This window comes from Sulfurospirillum sp. HTRB-L1, from assembly GCF_059415125.1.
Genome location: NZ_JCAHZR010000003.1, coordinates 339,668 through 358,208 on the forward strand (window position 1 = coordinate 339,668; position 18,541 = coordinate 358,208).

Genomic DNA, 18,541 nt, shown 5'->3' on the forward strand with positions numbered 1-18,541 from the left:
GGTTATTCTAACATGTCTTTTATTAAAAAAAACCAAGCCATGCAAAGGATGGCTTGGCTGAAAAACCCTTACATGTAACGGTTTTCGTACTTCTTTTCAAAAGGTATTATTGTGTGCAACGGTCCACCAAATACAAGATGTTGCGGTAGGCAAGCCCACTGTGTTCGCTTAGGCCAATTTCGCAGGTTTTGTTGGTCGAAAAGGCCAATGTTGTGCCGCTTGGAATGTTAGCCTTAAGATCACGCAAGGCCGAAGCGTTGAGCTCAGGGAAGGTAAATCCACGGTCTCCAGCAAACCCACAACACTGCACATCTGCGGGCACATGTACTTGGGTAGAGCACAGCTTGGCCACTTCAACAAACTTATCCACTAAGCCCATTTTTCGTGTCGAACAAATGGCGTGAATGACCACAGGTTCATCGATTTTTGTAAAGGTGAGCTTGTCTTTTAAGTGGGCTAAGACAAATTCGATGGGGTCAAGCATGACCAAATCAGGCGAGAAGTTTTCACGAGACGTTTTACTGCATGAAGTCATGTCACACACAATAGGATACGCGCCGTTATTGCTCGCCGCGCGCAACGTGTCTTCTAGCTCTTTGTTTTTGCGCTTGCCTTCTTTAACATAACCCTTGCTTAAAAACGCTTGGCCGCAACACAACTCGCCCACCCCTTTAGGGATTACCACTTCAAACCCCGCACGCTCCAACAACCCAATCACTACCTCATGAATCGTTGCTTCTTCACTTTGGGGCTTTGGATTGCCCAAAGAGCGGTTAATACAAGAAGAGTAGTAAACTACTTTTGGCGCATCGGGCCTAGAGAGGGTTTTGGGCTTAAAAGAAACGCCGCCTGTGAGGCTAGGTGTCCACAGTGGAAGGGCATTATTGGTCACTTTTCGCGCCCCTTGGCTTAGCGTGCTCATGATGCCATTACCCAAGACCGAACTCACGCCTTTAACCGCACTTAGCGTAACATTCATTGTGCCGAGCACTCCGCCAAAATGCGAGCCGATAAAACCTGCTGTTTTGGCGGCAAATTCGCCAATTTGAGCACTGCGTAGCTCCTTGGTGAGATTACCCGTGTTGATTCCAACAGGACAAGAAAGGGAGCACAGCGAACAGGTGGCGCAGGTTTCTATGCCATCATACTGGTACGCTTTTTTAAAGGCTTGATACCCTTCTATGTCTAAATCACTTTTGAGTTTTGAAAGGTGCCGGTTAGCCACAATGCGTTGGCGAGGTGTGAAGGTGATGACATTAGAAGGGCACACGGGCTCACAAAATCCGCACTCAATACATTTATCCACAATAGGATGGGTTGCGGGCATGAATTTAAAATTTTTCAAATGCACCCTTGGGTCATCGTTCAAAATAACACCAGGATTTAGCAATCCTTTGGGGTCAAACAGCGCTTTAATCTCCTTCATGAGCTCATACGCATCGCTTCCCCACTCGAGCTCCACAAAAGGCGCCATGTTGCGCCCCGTGCCGTGCTCTGCTTTGAGGCTTCCTTGGTATTTGGTTGCGACTTGGTCGGCGATTTCTTGCATAAAGGCTTCGTAGCGCTCCACTTCTTTGGGGTCATCAAAGGCTTGGGTAAAAACAAAGTGTAAGTTACTATCAAGGGCGTGGCCAAAGATAAGCGCTTCGTTGTAGCCGTATTTTTTAAACAACCCTTGAAGTTCCAAGGTTGCGTCCGCTAAAGACTCAATGGGGTACGCCACATCTTCAATAATGACCGTTGTGCCCGTCTCGCGCACGGCACCCACCGCAGGGAAAAGTCCTTTTCGAATTTTCCAATAGGAAGTGTACTCGGCGACATCTTTGGTGAAATGCAAGGGCATCTCAGGTGTAATATGTTGTAGCTTTTTTAAAATAGTGGCGATGTTTTTATCTAATGTTTTGGCATCTTTCGCCCGGGTTTCCACCAACACTGCCGTGGCTGTTTCGCTGAGTGTTTTCAAAAAAGAAGGCATGCCTTCTTTGTTTTCAACACTGCGCAACCCTGCCCTGTCCATCAACTCCGCCGCGTCTACTTCCGCGTTTTCCACCCGTGTTTTACACTGAGTTTTGAGAACAATGATGGCATCGCAGGCATCTTTGATGTTTTTGAAAATCATCAACGCACTGGCCTTGTCTTTGTACTCAGGAACGGTTTTAAAGGTGATTTCTTTAATAAACCCTAGCGTTCCTTCGCTTCCTATCATCAGGTGCTGAATGATTTCAAAGGGATCTTCAAAATCCACCAAAGCATTCAGGCTGTAGCCACAGGTATTTTTGATTTTGAACTTGCGGTTTATCTTGTCCCGCAAGGCTGTGTTTTCATGCACCTTGCGTGCCAATGCCCCAATGCCTTCTACGAGTTCGGGGTGGCTTTTTGCAAAGGCTTCTTTGCTTTCTTGTGAACCCGTGTCTACCTCTGCGCCATCGTGAAACACAATTTGCATCGTGTGGAGGGTTTTGTAAGAATTATCGGCAATGCCGCAACACATCCCGCTGGCGTTATTGGCCGCAATGCCACCAATCATCGCCGAACCAATGGACGCAGGATCAGGTCCAATCTTTTTCCCATAAGGAAGCAATTTTTCGTTCACTGATGTGCCTAAAACCGAAGGCTCCATAGTAACAAGTGCGCCATCATTCTTGACATGTATCTTTTTCCAATCACGAGACGTGATAAGCAAGATAGAATCGGTAATGGCTTGCCCTGAAAGGCTCGTGCCAGCTGCTCTAAAGACCACAGGCAAGTGGCGTGCGGCCGCTTCTTTAAGCACCATACTCACCTCTTGCGCATTTTGGGCAAAAATAACAATCTTGGGAATTAGCCGATAAAACGAAGCGTCCGTGCCATACGCAATGGTATGTAGCGGGTCCGTAAAGAGACGGTTGGCGGGGATGGTCTGGGAAATAACGGCATGAAAATCAGCATAAGGGCCTGTCATGGGGTATCCTTTGGGGCAGAGTTATGGAGTGCATTCACTCATTGTACAAGGTTGGCATAATATCTAAATGATAATACACCAACCCTGAAACATCACTGCATTACACTGATACCAAACCACCCAGGATAGAACATTAAAACCGTCAACACAGCAATCTGAATCAAAATAAAAGGAATCACCCCGCGGTAGATATGCACCGTTCTAACCTCCGGAGGCGACACGCCTTTGAGGTAAAAAAGACTAAACCCAAAAGGTGGTGTTAAAAACGACGTTTGCAAGTTCATAGCAATCAAAATGGCAAACCACACAGGATTAATGCCAATAGCATCGGCGATAGGCACTAAAATAGGAACGATGATGTAGGAGATTTCCACAAAATCGATAAAAAAACCAAGAATCAAAATGGCAATCATAGACAAAATAACAAAACCCCATTTTTCACCGGGCAATCCTAGCATAAATTCTTCTACAATTTCCTCTCCGCCCGTGTACGAAAACACCATGGAAAATGCCGTTGCGCCGATCAAAATACCAAAAACCATGGCGGTAATTTTGACGGTTTCAAGAGCCGCTTCGTGGAGCATCGTAAAGGAAAAAGTGCGGTACAAAAGGGCAAGGCCCACCGCGCCAATACAGCCCACCGCCGAAGACTCCGTGGGCGTAGCAATACCTGCAAAAATAGACCCAAGTACCATAACAATAAGCACTAGCGGAGGGATGACGGCAAGCAATGCATTGAAGATTTGTTTCATCTTGCTCTCACTGCTCATAATGACAATAGGGGGAGCAAGTTCTTTTTTAAAAAATGCAATGACCAAAATGAAAAGCACGTAAGCACCCACGAGTGCAAGGCCTGGAAAAAGAGCAGCTTTAAACAAATCCCCCACAGGCACTTGAAATACGTCGCCTAAAATAATCAAGACAATAGAAGGAGGAATAATCTGACCCAAGGTTCCTGCGGCACAAATGGTTCCAGTGGCAAGCTCTTTACTGTAGCCGTATTTGAGCATGACAGGCAAAGAGATAACGCCCATCGCCACCACGCTTGCCCCAACCACGCCCGTCGAAGCCGCCAAAAGCGCCCCTACGAGTACGGTGCTAATGGCAATGCCCCCGCGAATTTCTCCAAATAAAAACCCCATCGACTCCAACAAGCGTTCGGCCAACTTTGTTTTTTGAAGCACAATGCCCATGAAGACAAAAAGTGGTACGGCCATTAAGATGGTATTTTGCATAATGGAAAACACACGAAAGGGCATAAACCCAAACATATCCTTGCCAATGCCAAACCCCTCTGCAATGGTGCCGCCATAGTGCAACGACTCCACCACGCCGCCAATCATCGCAAAAAATACCGACACCGCGCCAAAGGTAAAGGCTACAGGAAACCCAAGGGCCAACATTGCCAAAGCGGCAAAAAACATAATGATGCCTACCATGATTATGCCTCCCCTGCTGGGCGCGAATGGGCGCGGTAGGCATTTATATTTTTGATAATAAACCCAAGATTAATAAACAACAACAGGTAAAAAGAAAGGGGAATCATGGCTTTAATAATCCAGCGGTAAGGTAGCCCGCCGGGGTCTCCACTGCCCTCATTGCTCCTAAAAGCCTCCAAGACAAATTCTGTTGAACCCGTGGCAATCAACACGGAAATTGGCACAATAAAAACCACCGCGCCAAAAAGATTGACCAGTGCTTTGTTTTTTGGCTTTAGCCGATCATATACCACGTCCACTCGCACGTGCGCGTCCTCTTTGAGGGCGTAGGAAATCCCAAACAGTATAATGAGTGAAAAAAAATGCCACTCCAACTCTTGCGCCCCAATGGAGCCTGATTTAAAAAAATACCGCATCACCACATTGTAAAAAACATTGAGCATCATAGCAATCATCAAAATGCCGCACACATGCCCAATCCAATCCGCGAGCGTGTCAAAAAAACGCTCCATTCTCTCCAACATACCATCTCCCTGCTCATTCGCAATTTCTTTGGTTTTTTCATAAAGGCTTTACATGTAAGGCTTCACAAAAAAACCAAAAGGCCATGCCCTTAAGGGGCGCGACCTTTTGGTGGTGCGTCGTTAAAGATTGTCTTTTAGATAATCAAAATCCGACATTTTAGTCCAAACACGAACTTTTTTCAAGTATTGTGCCTGAGAATCCATGACTTCTTTAAAGAGAGGATTAGCATCGGACATTTCTTTGAGTAGTTTTTGGTTGGCCGCTTTCATGGCATTCATGATTTCTGGAGAAAACGTCTCAATCTTAATGTGTGGGAATTGTGTAGCAATTTCCGACCACGCCAGGGCACTTTCATGGTAGTTTAAAGCATACATATCGTACGCCGCAACGCGCATGGCAACGCGCAACATTTCTTTATAGTTTTCCGGAAGTGCTTCAAAGGCTTTTTGGTTAACGAGATACTGAAGCTCAGTTGCTGGTTCATGCCATCCTGTGTAATAATAAGGCGCTACCTTGTGGAATCCAAGCTTGATATCCATGCCTGGTCCAACCCATTCAAGTGCGTCAATTGTACCGCGCTCAAGTGCTGTGTAAAGCTCGCCTGGAGCGATGTTTGTCACTACGGTTCCAAGCTCTGCTAGCACTTCGCCCGCAAAACCAGGGATACGCATTTTAAGCCCTTTAAGGTCATCAAGTGTTTTGATTTCCTTGCGGTACCATCCGCCCATTTGAGCTCCCGTGTTGCCGCCGGGGAAAGAGTACATATTATGGGGTGCGTACGCTTTTTGCATCAACTCCAAGCCGCCGCCATAGTAAAACCATGCGTACTGCTCAGGAGCCGTCATCCCAAAGGGCATGCTGGTAAAGGGGAGTAGATTAACATCCTTGCCCTTCCAGTAGTAAGAAGCCGAATGGGCCATCTCGTATTGCCCAGCCTTTACCATATCTAGCACACCAAAGGGGGATTTGTGTCGGTTGGCTGAATCGATACGAATAATAAAGTTGCCTCCACTCATCGTTTCGACCATTTTAGCCATGTTTTCCACCGAAGTGGTAAAAGGATGCAAGGTTCCACCCCACGTCATCGCCAGTTTCCACACAACCTTTTTCTCCGCAGCATTTGCCCCTGTCACAACTGCAACAGCAAGTGCTAACACAGCAACAATGCGTTTCCAATAATGCATTTTTTCTCCTTTACATGTAAGTAGTATTCAGTACGCATTGTAAAGAGAAATTGCTAATAAGTGACAAAATTGTTCTAATTCAGGAGTAAGATTCTCCTTATTGTTTCGTTATGAAACACTAAGGAGAGGGTTAGGATTTTGGCGGGTTAAACAAATAGCCGATGTCTACAACCGTTTCGATGTAGTTTTCAGGGATTTTTTTCCGTAGTCTTCGGATAAGGGAACGGATAGAATCAAGACTGGCAAAATTGCCTTCCCATACGATAGATTGAATCTTTTCGTAAGAAACTACCTTGCCTTGGTCGCTCAAAAAGAGTCCCAACAAAAGACGTTCTTTTTTAGAAAGCCGCTCGCGCTCCCCCTCATGCTCCAAAATACTTGAAAGGGCATCAAAACTGTAACCGTTACCAAAGGTAACAATATCGTTGGTAACGTTGCATAATTTTTCAATCTTGATTTCCAGCTCATCCACAAAAAAAGGTTTTTTGATGTAGTCACTGCAACCAAAATGGTACGAATCGCGGATAGTTTCAAGCTCGACACTGGAACTAATGATAATGACGGGCGTATAGGGATAGTACTCCCGAATGCGCTTTAGCAATTCGATGCCATCAAGCGAAGGGACGTTAATGTCTAGCACGTAACATCCATAGCCATTATCCACGGCCTCATAGGCCGCTGCGCCATCCTCAAAGCTATCCACATCAAACCCTTTCGCCCCAAGGCGTTTCGTGATGGTTGCGTTAAGTCTGGTGTTGTCTTCTAGGAGTAGTATTTTCATGGGAGCATTATAATCCAAGAAAGCTTTAAAAATTAATGGATGGTTTCAATCCGCTCACAGTTGGGGACTTCGACGATAAAAATAGCACTGTTTTCCCCATTGGCCACGCTAATGCGCCCTTGCATTTTGTCTTCGATAATGACTTTAGCCATGTACAACCCAAGGCCCGTTCCTCCCGGCGTGGTCGTAAAATAAGGGTCAAACACGTGGTTGATGATGGAGGAGGGAATCTCTCCTGCGTCATCAATGATTTGAATCACTGTTGTGTCTTCATTGCGGTAAACATTGATGGTAATAATGCCTACGTTGTCGGTGCCTTTGTAGGTGTTGATGATTTTCTTTTTGGCATTGTTGATGATGTTTAAGAGCACTTGCTTGAACTCATTTTCGTAACCATAAACCATGATATCGCCTGATTCTGGTTTAAAATTGACAAAAAGATTGATGTTAGAGTAAAAGACATGGCGCCCAATAAGTTCCGTAATTTCACTAATGGCTATCCTGACGCTAAAACTTTTTTTCTGGGTCGAAGGCTTAAGAAAATTTCTAAAATCTTTTAAGGTTTTTGACATGTATTGGATTTGAAGCATGGAGTCTTTTACGTATGCTTTTACCACATCATCGTTTAGCTCTTCGTTGTAATACGACATTTCCATGTCTTGGACAATCGCAGAAAGCTCCACTAAAGGCTCATTCCACTGGTGGGCAATGGCCGCAATCATCTCCCCCATTTCGGCGAGTTTTGACTGTTGAATTAAAAATTGTTTTTGCTGAATACACTCCGTGATATTGTCCATGATGCACACAATTCCCCCCACCGAAGTGTCCGCATTGGAAAAAGTGGCTTTATGGAGAACAAAATGCTGCATGGAGCGTTTTGGCAAATGCAAGGTCGCCTCATCTACACTGCTAGCATTGGGGTATTTTAACAGCATTTCATCTTTGAGCGCATGCTCTTTTGCCCATGCCGGAGGGAAAAGATCGTAAATCGTTTTTCCTCTAATTTCCCATTTTGGAAGCCCAAGCAAGGCAGAAAACGCTTGGTTACATCCCATGTACCTCCCTAGGGCATCTTTGTAAAAAATAGGGTTTTTCACGGTATCTAACAAGGTGGTGATAAACATCAACTGGCTTTTAAGGGCCTTTTCACTTTTGCGGCGCATGACCACATTGGTTGCTAACACAAACGTCACAGCAATGCCTGATAAAAACAACAACACCAAACTCCATACCAACGACTTGTAGGTGTCGTAAAATGAAAAAGGCTTATTGTGGATTTCGTGAAATCCAATATACAAAGGAATCTTTAACCCAAATCGCGCCAACTGGTCGTGGTCAAATAGGTAGACATTGGGACTGGTATCTAGGATGGGGATTTGTGAAGGAGGTTTACCATCAAGAATTTCAAGTGCCATCTTTGAAGCCGCCTCTCCTTGTGCTTTAGCACTGGTCATCTTCCCTCCAACCACCCCATGCCCCAAGTAGAAATCCCACACCCCAAAAATAGGCACTGGGCTCACTGCATGTACTTCGCTAAGGCTTTCTTTGTAGGTAAAATATTTACCCGTACTGTCTTTAAAAAGAAGGAGGAATAAAATGGCAGTGTCATCAACATTAAGCCCTTGCACGCGGTCTTTGATGGCTGTGATATCCAAATTATCCACGTATTCAAATTCCAACTTGTGCCGATACCGAGAGATGACTTTTTCTAATTCATTTTTTACCGCAAGTCCCGTTTCACTTTGGTCGTTTAAAACAAAAATGTGCCTTAAGCGCGGGTTCATGGCTAGCATTAATTCGATTGTGGATTCGATGTCCACTTCTTCAACCACGCCTGTTATCTTTTTGCTTGCTCCTCGCAACAAGCTGGGATGAAAATCATTAATCCCTAAAAAAACAATAGGAACATCATGAAAAACATCCCGCTGGTGGGTTATGGCAAAATCCAACGCGGCATTGTCCACTGCCATGACCAAATCAAAAGTACGTTGGGAAAATTGTTCTTTATAAAGACGCACTAGGGCTTCTAAGTACGCGGGTGTATCGATGCGCTTGGTGTCCATGTACAAGGACATCACTTCAATGTTTTCCCTTTGGGAAAAACTTTCGTGAATAGCCAAAGAGATATCATCAGACCACTTATAGCCCTTATGGTAGGAGTGCAATAAAAGCACTTCATGGGAAGATGAAGTGCTTAAAGCCACGTTACATGTAAGAAGGAAAACAAGCACCCCTCTCCATAAATACCCCATCAAAAGGCTCCCTTAGCGCACAAAGAAGGCCTCAGGAGATTGGATAATAGCGCCATGCTCCGCAATTGCTTCCTCGGCAGTATGGTAGCGCTCATTAAACAGTGGGCGCTCGTGCAAGACTTCGTCTTCCATGATTTCAAAAACCATGGTTTCGTACACAATACGCTTGCCATCCCCATCAAACCACGTGTGCCTTACGGGAGTGGCAATGGTTGAAACCAAATAACTTTTATCCCCAAGGGTAATGACATTTTTTAGTTCCAAATCGCGCATTGTGTTCCTTTTTAAAAGAAGAGTTGATTAATCATTACTGCGGCAATCCCAAGGGGCGCAACATAACGAATCGAAAAATACCATACTTCAAAAGCGCCCTTGGGCATGTGTGCGCCCAAAAGTGCCACCAAGCGTTCTTTTTGAAGGGCATACCCCACAAAGAGCGCAATAAGCAAGCCGCCCAAAGGAAGTAAAATGGAAGAACTCGAGAAATCTAGAATATCAAATACCCCTTTTCCAAAGAAGGTTGCATACCCTTTGAGTGTTTCAATATTGGAAATAAGCGCTAAGGTTCCAAGGGCATAGGTCACAACCCCAAGCGCCGTAAGGGCTTGAGCGCGGCTCATTTTAAAACGGTTAATCATATACATTGCCGTAGGCTCAACAATGGAAATAGCCGAAGTAATACCCGCAAAAGCCAAGGCAACAAAGAAGGCAAAACCAATCACATTGCCCACAACACCCAAATCGTGAAACAACGGTGGCAAGGAGATAAACACCAATCCCGCACCTTGCGCAGGCTCTGCCCCAAAGCTAAAGATAAGAGAGAAAATAACCATCCCCGCAATCAATGCAATAATTGTATCCAATGCTGCTACAGATAAAGAAGCTTTAAACAAATTAGAGTCTTTGGGCAGTGAAGCAGAATAGGTCATAATAGTACCCATGCCCAAAGAAAGGGTGAAAAAGGCGTGGCCCACCGCAGAAAGAATAGAGGTAGAAGTGATTTTGCTAAAATCAGGAACAAATAAAAATCTTAACGAATCACCAAATCCCTCAAGGGTTGTTGCATAAAAAAACAAAAGCACCAAAATCCCTACCAACAGCGGCATCAACACAAGGTTAATGCGCTCAATCCCGCGCTTGATTCCCTGAGAAACCGTATAAAACGTAATCACAAAGGCAAGGGTAAAAAAGAGCATTTGCCCAAGGGTATCGGTTGTCACCATTCCCCCAAAGGCAGCACCCGCCTCTTCAACTGTAGAGGGGAGTGTTGTAGCCGCAACATAGATGTATTTAAAAATCCATCCAATCACAATGGTGTAAAATGACAGGATAACCACCCCGGTAAACACCATAAAGCCACCGTATTTCCAGTATTGGCCATTTTTCTCTGGAAGCGTTTCAAAAGCAGAAACGGCATCCCCTCGGCTCAATCGTCCCATTACTGACTCAGCCAAAAAGACCGAAAGACCAATAAAAACAATGGTAAGAAGGTAGATAAACACAAAGGCTCCGCCGCCATTTTCTCCTGTCATATAAGGGAACTTCCAAATATTCCCAAGTCCAACCGCACTTCCTGCGGCCGCTAAAACAAATCCTACTTTGCTAAAGCGTTCACCATGCATAGGCATTCCTTTAAAATAAATTTTGGCCCACATATTAGCACACCTTATCTTTTAGGTCTATTGCAAAAAGGATGATTTGGGGATTAAAAAAAAGGCAAAGGGAAGATTAGTAGCATAGGATTTATGCAAAAAATATACAACTACGTTGTATAAAAGAGTATCAATGACAGGGAGTTAAAAAAGAGAAGGGAAAGAAAAAAAAGATGGTGCGACCGATGAGACTCGAACTCATACACCTGTTGGCACTACCCCCTCAAGATAGCGTGTCTACCAATTCCACCACGGTCGCAAGTTTGGCCCAAGGATTACCCTTGGACCGATAGTATTACATTAAAGGGTTTGCGTAAAGAAGAATCAATGCGATAACAAGCGCGTAAATAACCTGTGCTTCAATCATCGCCAATGCAATAAACATTGTTGTTAAAAGTTTGCCACCAACAGCTGGGTTGCGTGCTGTTCCGTTAATGGTAGCAGACGCTGTGTTGCCCATCGCAATAGCACCACCAAAAGCAGCGATACCAAGAACAATAGCAGCACCTAAAACAGAATACACTTTAAGTGTTTCGCCGTCATTTGCAAATGCAACCGATGCAAGTGCAATCATCAAGAAAAGAACTTTCTTCATACAGTACTCCTGTCAATTTTTCACAAAGTCTGTTCGGATTTCATTCCCCTACTTACCACTTTGCAGGCGGAAATTATACTCATGGCATGATTAAAATCAGTTTAACCGCTAGTCGCGCACCATTTCTAGGCTAATCTTATGCCCTTTTTGTTCCAAAATACGTACTTTCACTTGTTGGCCTTCTCGCAAATAGTCATTGATATTATTCACGCGCTCTTTGGCAATTTTGGATACATGTAACAAACCATCAATTTCGCCAGGCAAACCTACAAAGGCACCAAAATCAACAATACGCTTTACTTCGCCCTCAAACACCTGTCCTACTTCAAATACAGGGGCTTCATGGCTTTTTTCACGGCTTCCTCCGCGTCCACCCCGTGGTCCACCACGGCTATTGTCTTTTTGTGTGATTTCAATAATATAATCTTTTGCCGCTTCGACTTGCTTTTTCTTGCCGCCTGCTATTTTTACCTCGCCTTTTTCACGGTTAAGGTCAATAGAGACTTCAAAGCGTTCAATAATCTCTCGAATCGTTTTCCCCGCTTGTCCAATGATATCCACAATCCTACTGGGGTCTACACTGAAAAGTTCAAGCTTGGGCAGCACATCTTCGTTGAGCTGAATCTTTTTGTCTGCTTCTTCCATGATATTTAAAATGTGTGCTCTGGCTTCTTTGGCTTGGTGCAAGGCTTCCTTTAACACAGAAAGCTCAATGCCGCCCAACTTGATGTCCATTTGAAGTGCTGTAATACCCTCTTTTGTTCCTGCTACTTTAAAGTCCATGTCCCCATCGTGGTCTTCAAGGCCCATAATGTCTGTCAAAATAGCGTACTTCTCGCCCTCAAATACCATCCCCATAGCAACCCCTGCAACCAAAGCAGTCGTATCAACACCCGCTGCCCGCAATGCAAGTGAACCGCCACACACCGTGGCCATAGAAGAAGAACCGTTTGATTCAAGAATCTCTGAAACAAGGCGAATGGTATGCAGTGCATTGATGTCAACCGTAGGTGTTAGTGCGCGCTTGGCTAGGTTTCCATGGCCCAATTCACGCCGTCCTGGAGGTCTTAGTGGGCTTGCTTCCCCGACAGAAAAGCCTGGAAAGTTATAGTTCACCATGAAGGTATCTGTTTGGACAGATTTTTCTGTCAAAATATCAAACATTTGGCCATCTTGGTCACTGCCTAGGGTTACCACTGCCAATGCTTGGGTTTGACCTCTGGTGAAAAGGCAAGAGCCGTGCGCTTTAGGCAAAATATTGGTTTCAATGGTAATTTCACGCACATCGCGCAAGCCTCTTCCGTCTGCACGCACGCCTTTTTGGATAATCTGCTCACGCACAACCTTTTTCTTGTACGCCTCTAGCACACTCATCACCAACTCTTTACTCCACCCTTCCTGGATGGCCGTTTCATCAGCAAGAATGGCGGAGAGAATTTTTTTAAGCTCTGTTGCACGCTCACTTTTAGCCATTTGGTTGATGGCATCTGCCACCTCTTGCTTATAAAATTCGTCAATATAGACAAAAATGGAATCATTTTCCAAACTCTCTTTGTACTCAAGCACCGCCGTTTCTTTTTTGATTGGCGTAAAGGCTTCTTCGTACGCACGGGCTGCTCTTGTGATAGCTTGTTGCGCACAATCAATCGCTTCCACCATGCGCTCTTCGTCAAATTCATTGCTTTGCTGAAGCCCAATCAATCCCCGTCCAAGAGCGGGGTCAATCATCGGGTCAATCGCCGCCATAGGAACTGGCTCTGCGTCGATAGTAGGCAAGGAGCGCATTTCAATCATCAACAGTTCTTCTTTTGTGCCCGCAACATATAAGTCCAAGGTACTTTTTTTCAATTCGCCATTAGAGGGATTAACAACAAACTCCCCTCCAATGCATCCCACGCGCACACCAGCCACGGGTTTGTTTACTGGAATGTCAGAAAGGTACAAAGCGGCTGAGGCGGCGTTAAGTGCCGCTACTTGCAAATCTACTTCAGGATCGCATGAGAGCACAAAAAGCACAATCTGCGTAGGGTAAGCGTATCCTTTTGGAAACAATGGACGCAAACTTCGGTCGATAATACGAGAGGTGAGGGTTTCAAAATCGCCAGGTTTTGTTTCTCGCTTAATGTAGCCGCCAGGAATTTTACCCGCAGCGTATGTTTTTTCAATATAATGCACTGTAAGTGGCAAAAAGTTTTCTTCCACTTGTTTGTCGTCTCTTGCAACGGTAGCAAGAATAACCGTGTCTTTGATTTTTAGTAGCGCCGCACCCGAAGCGTGCCTGGCTACCTTTCCTACATCATAAATCTCTGTTTGATTATTTACTTCAATAGAATACTGCATGTCTTAACCTCTCCTGTTTTTTGAAATGGCAAATAATTTGAGCTAGCTTCGATAATAGCCTTTACCGCCTCTTGCGCCAAAGGCTCTTTGGTATGGTAGTAAAAGTCCACATCAACAAAATTAGCAACACGAAATACGGTAAAAATTTCATCCACCACCGCTTCCAATCCTGCCACAACATTGGAAGCAATCACTGGTGTTGCATAGGATACAGATCTTGCGCCTGCGCTGATTGCCGTTTTGATACATGTAAGAACCGTTAACCCCGTCTCACATCCCTCATCCACCAAAAGAACATTTTTGCCCTTTAGTGATCCAATCAAATCTCCTTTTCTGTATTTATACACATATTTTAAGACTTTCTCTTCATACTTTCGGTGGGCTTCTCCGTAAATAAAATCTAGGTTGATACCGAAAGATTCCACCAATTCTGTATGAATGACAATCTCTTCTGTTTCGCTCACCATAGCAATCTGGCATTCAGGATTATTGGGGGCATAAATGGCTTCTGTAAACAACAAATCATACCCAAGGCCCAATTTTTTAGCGATGCCCTCTGCGACAGGAACTCCTTCTGCAGAAATAGCCACCACAACCCACCCCTCATGGCACATTTGATGAGCAGGAAGCAGCTCTATCATCTTTGCAATAGCGTCTGCGCGATTTTCAAATCGCAACGCTTCAGAATTTAAATCGTGCAGCATGATTTTCTTCTGGAAATTGTTTCATGATTTCCTCCTCAGAAAAGGAAAACTTATACCCTTCCATATACCCCTTAAGCACTTCGTATGCGTGGTTAATGTGGGGCATCGCATTCCCATGGTCCACAATATCATGGTGGTGTTTTTGCACCATTTCTCGGTAGCGCCTCTTTAAATCTTTTAAAGAGCTTAGTACGGGAAGATTAAGGGTTTCAAGGGCGGCGTTAATGGCTTCTTTGGGGTGTGTCGAAGGGGCCATTAACGCACCTCCTCGATTTTATGCTCATACTGAACGGCACCAATAGGGTAAAAATTAAACATAATATAAAATCCCTTTCGATTCACCGAATCCGACCCTGCACTTGTAAGCTTGGGGGTGATTGTTTCTTTGTAAATAAACGTATAGTCCCAACATTTCCTCAACACTTTAAAACCAAGCCGCCACGAACTCATGTAACTCTCTTCCACATCATAATTAATAGAACCAAAGGCATTATAGTATTTTCCCAGTGTTGTTTCAAAAGAAGCCGTCAAGTAACTCTCTTTTTCATCCACCTGTGTGTCTAAAAAAGTGTGCGAAAAGGTAAAGGTATGGGGAGAACCGCTCCATCTGGCAGAAGATTGGATGCGTGAAAATTTGTGAAACTCGTGGGAATATTTAAAGTCGTTGCGCAATGTCCATGCGTTGGAAAGGTACAGAGTGATGCTGTTTTCCAAATTTCCATACTTATACATGGATTTTTCCAAATAATAAGGCTGTCGCAAAGAGTGGCGAATACGTTTTGCTCCTGCATCATCGTAAAAATACTGCACCAGCTTCGCAGCAACACTTTCTGGTTCATGGGCGGTAGAAATAAAATTGTCAATCTCACTCCCGCTGCTCTCTTCAATAATCTTTTGTGAAATTTCCCCATGGTCAAAGCTTGGCACCGTGTAATCAAGGCGCAAATTTAGAGTGTGGTAAAACCCTTCATAGGCTTTTGCCAAATCGCTATAGGCGGAAAATTGGTGGTAATTTCGGTAAAAGGTTTCTGTACTTTTCCCCCGCTTTTCATCGTACTGCACATAGGTAGCATAAAAATTTTCCGAAACGCTAAGGTTTAAAAACTCATCAAAGACGGAGGTATAAAACGTAAGTGGCGCATTGACCTCGTATTGCCTCGCACTGATGCCCTTATTGCGTGTGTAGTTGTGAAACTGTGTGTCAAAAGAGTAGATAAGGTTGGGAAGGAAAAAATTATCCGAAAAACGGTGGTAATGCAAGGTTGGAAGCTCTTGCAAGGTTGTGTGGTTGTTTAGTTTTTTCGTATCAATGTAGTACTTTGCATATGCCCCATAATAGTCATCTTCTTGGCTTAAATAGTAATTTAACCGAGAGGTAATCAACTGGTTGCTCGCCTCATCATCGGATGATTTAAGGTTAAGATAGTCAATGTCGTTCAAATAGGTAACATCCAACCAGAGCCCATCTTTTGCCTCTTTTTCTAGCAAATGGCTCACAAGACGGTCACGTTGGTATTCTACTTCCACCCCATAATGCTCTTTGTTTTTAAGGTCTTCTTCTTTTGCATACTCGCTTTTTTCCCAAAATTGCCCCATGGAAATTTCGCCCTTAGAGTAAGGGGAATCTACAAACCGCAAGGTTGCGTACAACCCCTCGCCCCGATTGGTACGAATTTGTGGCTTAAATTCTATATCCCAATGGTCTTGCGTAGCAATATAAAGGGGTTGTTCATAAAAGAACCCTTCTTTTTTTCCGTAACTTATCATCGGAACCAATAAGCCAGAACGGCGTGTTTTGTCCGTAGAAAAAGCAAAATAAGGAAGGTAGAACACAGGAACATCTTGGATGTAAAATAGGGTATTGTAAAGATGTAAAAAACTACTCTCGCGGTTGAGTTTTCCTTCTGAGAACCCTATCTTCCAGTCAGGATTTTGCACATTACAACTCGAAACCACTGAATTGTCGGTGATAAAATACGCAGGGCCACTCACTGCTGACTCACACTGCATCCAAATGTCGCTACGTTGGTCATAATAAAAAAAAGGTCTGTAATCTCCCTCGTCGGTTTTAAGGTTGATTTTCGCATACTCGCTTTGGCTTGACTCGTACACGCCGCGCAAAACACTCACATTGTCAAATAATTCCAACTCACCTGTAAGCTCGTTATACAAAGCGCGATCGGCACTGAGCAAGTAGCGTTCACTATACACCAGCACCTCGCCCACCACCTCAACCCATTCGCCGTTTTTGGTCACCGTGTTGGCAAGCAACTCAACGTTTTCAACGTTTTCACTATTGGCAAATGCCACACCAAAAGAAAGTGCACCCAAGAGCACAATCTTCTTAAGCGTTGACAACAAGGGTTCCCGCCACTTTATCGTGCCATGATTCACGTTTTGGGTTAAGCATGGCCCAGAAAAACCCTAAGTAAAAAATCGTCTCACTGACCACACGAATCATCGCGCGCAAGAGTGATTTTCCCAAAGAGGGCGTGTCCACATCGTACACATAAATGACTTTAATTTTTGCAAGCATCTTCCCAGGTGTCGCCCCATACATCCACACAAAAAAGCTTTGGTAGACCACTTTTAAAAGAATCACATACATCACCATCGTATTCATAATAAGAATGGTTTGTTCAATATCAACGGCATTGGAAAATTGGTTCCAGTAGATGGAAATAAACAGCAAAGAAACAAGCAACTCGTCCACTATAAATGCAAGAGTGCGCGCAGGAAGCGAAGCAAGGGTAATATTCTCTTGCTCAAACCGTTTTACTAGCTCTTCTTCGGTCATTGGGCCAATGCCTGATAGGCGATGTCTTTGCGGTATTGCATCCCCTCAAAATGCACATGCTGACATAACGCATACGCACGCGCTTGGGCTTCTTTGACATCCTTGCCCACGCCGATACACAGCAACACCCTGCCGCCGTTTACATGTAAACCTTCTTCGAGCGACCCACCCACGCCCGCATAGGCCACGTGTGCACCTTCAATCTCAACAGCATCGATGGAAATAGGAACGTTAGGAGAACTTTTATAAGGGTAATGCTCACTCGCCACCACAACACCCACCGCAACTTGGTCATGAAAGCTTACATGTAAGCTTTTTAAATCTCTTGTTGCCGCTTTGTAAAAAAGGTCTGTGGCTGAGGTTTGCAGCAATGGCATTAGCACCTCGCACTCAGGGTCTCCAAACCGAACGTTGTACTCAAGCACAAAAATTTCACCCTTAACAATCATAAGCCCAATAAACAGCACCCCGCAAAAAGGAGCATCAATGGCTTTCATGCCCGCAAGGGTAGGCTCCACAACCCGTTTTTTAACAGCTTCGCAAATCCCCTCATTCACCAAAGGGGTGGGGGCGTACGCGCCCATACCACCCGTGTTGGGTCCTTGGTCGCCGTCTTTTAAGCGCTTATGGTCTTGAGCGGCGGGAAGTAAAATGTACTCATCTCCATCACAAATAGCAAACAAAGAGAGCTCGTACCCGTCTAAAAACTCTTCAATCACAACGCGCATACCCGCACTTCCAAAGCTTTCACCACTGAGCATATCGCGCACGGCTGCTTTTGCTTCGTCTTTGCTTTGGGCAATAATAACACCTTTTCCCGCACACAACCCATCTGCTTTTACCACCATAGGCGCGCTAAGGGTGTCGATAAAATCGCTAGCTTTCTCATACGAATCGGTTTGTAAAAATGCGGCGGTAGGGATGTTGTTAGCGGCCAAAAATTCTTTCATGAATATTTTTGAACCCTCAAGGCGTGCTGCGGCTTTTGAAGGGCCAAAAATCGTCAATCCGTGGGCATGAAACACATCCACAACGCCTTCGGTCAAAGGGGCTTCTGGACCCACAATGGTTAACTCAATGGCGCGCTCTTTAGCAAAATGTGCCAAAGATTCAAAATCAGCGAGGGGAATGTTTTCTCCAAGAGCGCTAGTGGCGCCGTTACCCGGAGCAAAAAAAAGATGGTTTTTAGGGGTATCTTTCAACAAAGCAAGTCCGATGGCGTATTCACGACCACCGTTACCGATAATTAAAATATTCATGTGCCTTACTCCAAAAAAAATAGCACCATGCCACCAGGCAGTGTGCTAAAGGTGCAAACCCAAGCGGCCGTT

The 18,541-nt window shown here is 44.6% G+C and carries 15 protein-coding genes and 1 tRNA gene; all 16 read right to left on the reverse strand.

Annotated features, from left to right (window positions below; translation table 11 throughout):
• Window positions 1-106 precede the first annotated feature (106 nt).
• Window positions 107-2,941 carry an FAD-binding and (Fe-S)-binding domain-containing protein gene (locus tag AC5SLM_RS07220; protein WP_495250266.1) on the reverse strand — a complete coding sequence of 945 codons (2,835 nt, stop codon included), beginning with the start codon at window positions 2,939-2,941 and terminating at the stop codon, window positions 107-109.
• 92 nt (window positions 2,942-3,033) lie between these two features.
• Entirely contained in the window at window positions 3,034-4,380 is a 1,347-nt protein-coding gene (locus AC5SLM_RS07225; RefSeq protein ID WP_495250267.1) for a TRAP transporter large permease, read from the reverse strand.
• Window positions 4,381-4,382: 2 nt separating this feature from the next.
• Complete coding sequence (locus tag AC5SLM_RS07230) at window positions 4,383-4,904, reverse strand: TRAP transporter small permease subunit (protein ID WP_495250268.1); 522 nt, start codon at window positions 4,902-4,904, stop codon at window positions 4,383-4,385.
• Window positions 4,905-5,024: 120 nt separating this feature from the next.
• Complete coding sequence (locus tag AC5SLM_RS07235; RefSeq protein WP_495250269.1) at window positions 5,025-6,089, reverse strand: TRAP transporter substrate-binding protein; 1,065 nt, start codon at window positions 6,087-6,089, stop codon at window positions 5,025-5,027.
• Window positions 6,090-6,219: 130 nt separating this feature from the next.
• The gene (locus AC5SLM_RS07240) at window positions 6,220-6,870 is read right to left on the reverse strand and encodes a response regulator transcription factor (protein WP_495250270.1); all 651 of its coding nucleotides are present in this window, start codon (window positions 6,868-6,870) and stop codon (window positions 6,220-6,222) included.
• 32 nt (window positions 6,871-6,902) lie between these two features.
• Window positions 6,903-9,101 (reverse strand): sensor histidine kinase, encoded by a 2,199-nt coding sequence (locus AC5SLM_RS07245; protein ID WP_495250271.1) that lies wholly within the window; start codon window positions 9,099-9,101, stop codon window positions 6,903-6,905.
• A 33-nt stretch (window positions 9,102-9,134) separates the two neighbouring features.
• Window positions 9,135-9,395 (reverse strand): hypothetical protein, encoded by a 261-nt coding sequence (locus tag AC5SLM_RS07250; protein WP_495250272.1) that lies wholly within the window; start codon window positions 9,393-9,395, stop codon window positions 9,135-9,137.
• Between the two features lie 11 nt (window positions 9,396-9,406).
• The gene (locus AC5SLM_RS07255) at window positions 9,407-10,744 is read right to left on the reverse strand and encodes a sodium-dependent transporter (protein WP_495250273.1); all 1,338 of its coding nucleotides are present in this window, start codon (window positions 10,742-10,744) and stop codon (window positions 9,407-9,409) included.
• A gap of 204 nt (window positions 10,745-10,948) precedes the next feature.
• Window positions 10,949-11,033: transfer RNA gene (locus AC5SLM_RS07260), tRNA-Leu, on the reverse strand.
• 36 nt (window positions 11,034-11,069) lie between these two features.
• Window positions 11,070-11,369, reverse strand: coding sequence for a F0F1 ATP synthase subunit C (locus tag AC5SLM_RS07265; protein WP_495250274.1), 300 nt, complete (start codon window positions 11,367-11,369; stop codon window positions 11,070-11,072).
• A 108-nt stretch (window positions 11,370-11,477) separates the two neighbouring features.
• On the reverse strand, window positions 11,478-13,709 hold the full coding sequence (locus AC5SLM_RS07270) for a polyribonucleotide nucleotidyltransferase (RefSeq protein ID WP_495250275.1): 2,232 nt from the start codon (window positions 13,707-13,709) through the stop codon (window positions 11,478-11,480).
• The gene (locus AC5SLM_RS07275) at window positions 13,688-14,413 is read right to left on the reverse strand and encodes a phosphoribosyltransferase (RefSeq protein WP_495250276.1); all 726 of its coding nucleotides are present in this window, start codon (window positions 14,411-14,413) and stop codon (window positions 13,688-13,690) included. Before AC5SLM_RS07275 ends, AC5SLM_RS07270 begins: the two co-directional genes overlap by 22 nt.
• Window positions 14,391-14,669: a J domain-containing protein gene (locus AC5SLM_RS07280; RefSeq protein ID WP_495250277.1), complete on the reverse strand. Its 279-nt coding sequence runs from the start codon at window positions 14,667-14,669 to the stop codon at window positions 14,391-14,393. Before AC5SLM_RS07280 ends, AC5SLM_RS07275 begins: the two co-directional genes overlap by 23 nt.
• Window positions 14,669-16,771 (reverse strand): LPS-assembly protein LptD, encoded by a 2,103-nt coding sequence (locus AC5SLM_RS07285; protein WP_495250278.1) that lies wholly within the window; start codon window positions 16,769-16,771, stop codon window positions 14,669-14,671. Before AC5SLM_RS07285 ends, AC5SLM_RS07280 begins: the two co-directional genes overlap by 1 nt.
• Window positions 16,758-17,210 (reverse strand): RDD family protein, encoded by a 453-nt coding sequence (locus AC5SLM_RS07290; RefSeq protein ID WP_495250279.1) that lies wholly within the window; start codon window positions 17,208-17,210, stop codon window positions 16,758-16,760. The genes AC5SLM_RS07285 and AC5SLM_RS07290 overlap by 14 nt, the downstream gene beginning before the upstream one ends.
• A complete protein-coding gene (gene purD / locus AC5SLM_RS07295; RefSeq protein ID WP_495250280.1) occupies window positions 17,207-18,469 on the reverse strand; it encodes a phosphoribosylamine--glycine ligase in 1,263 nt (420 codons plus the stop codon). Before purD ends, AC5SLM_RS07290 begins: the two co-directional genes overlap by 4 nt.
• Window positions 18,470-18,541: the final 72 nt, after the last annotated feature.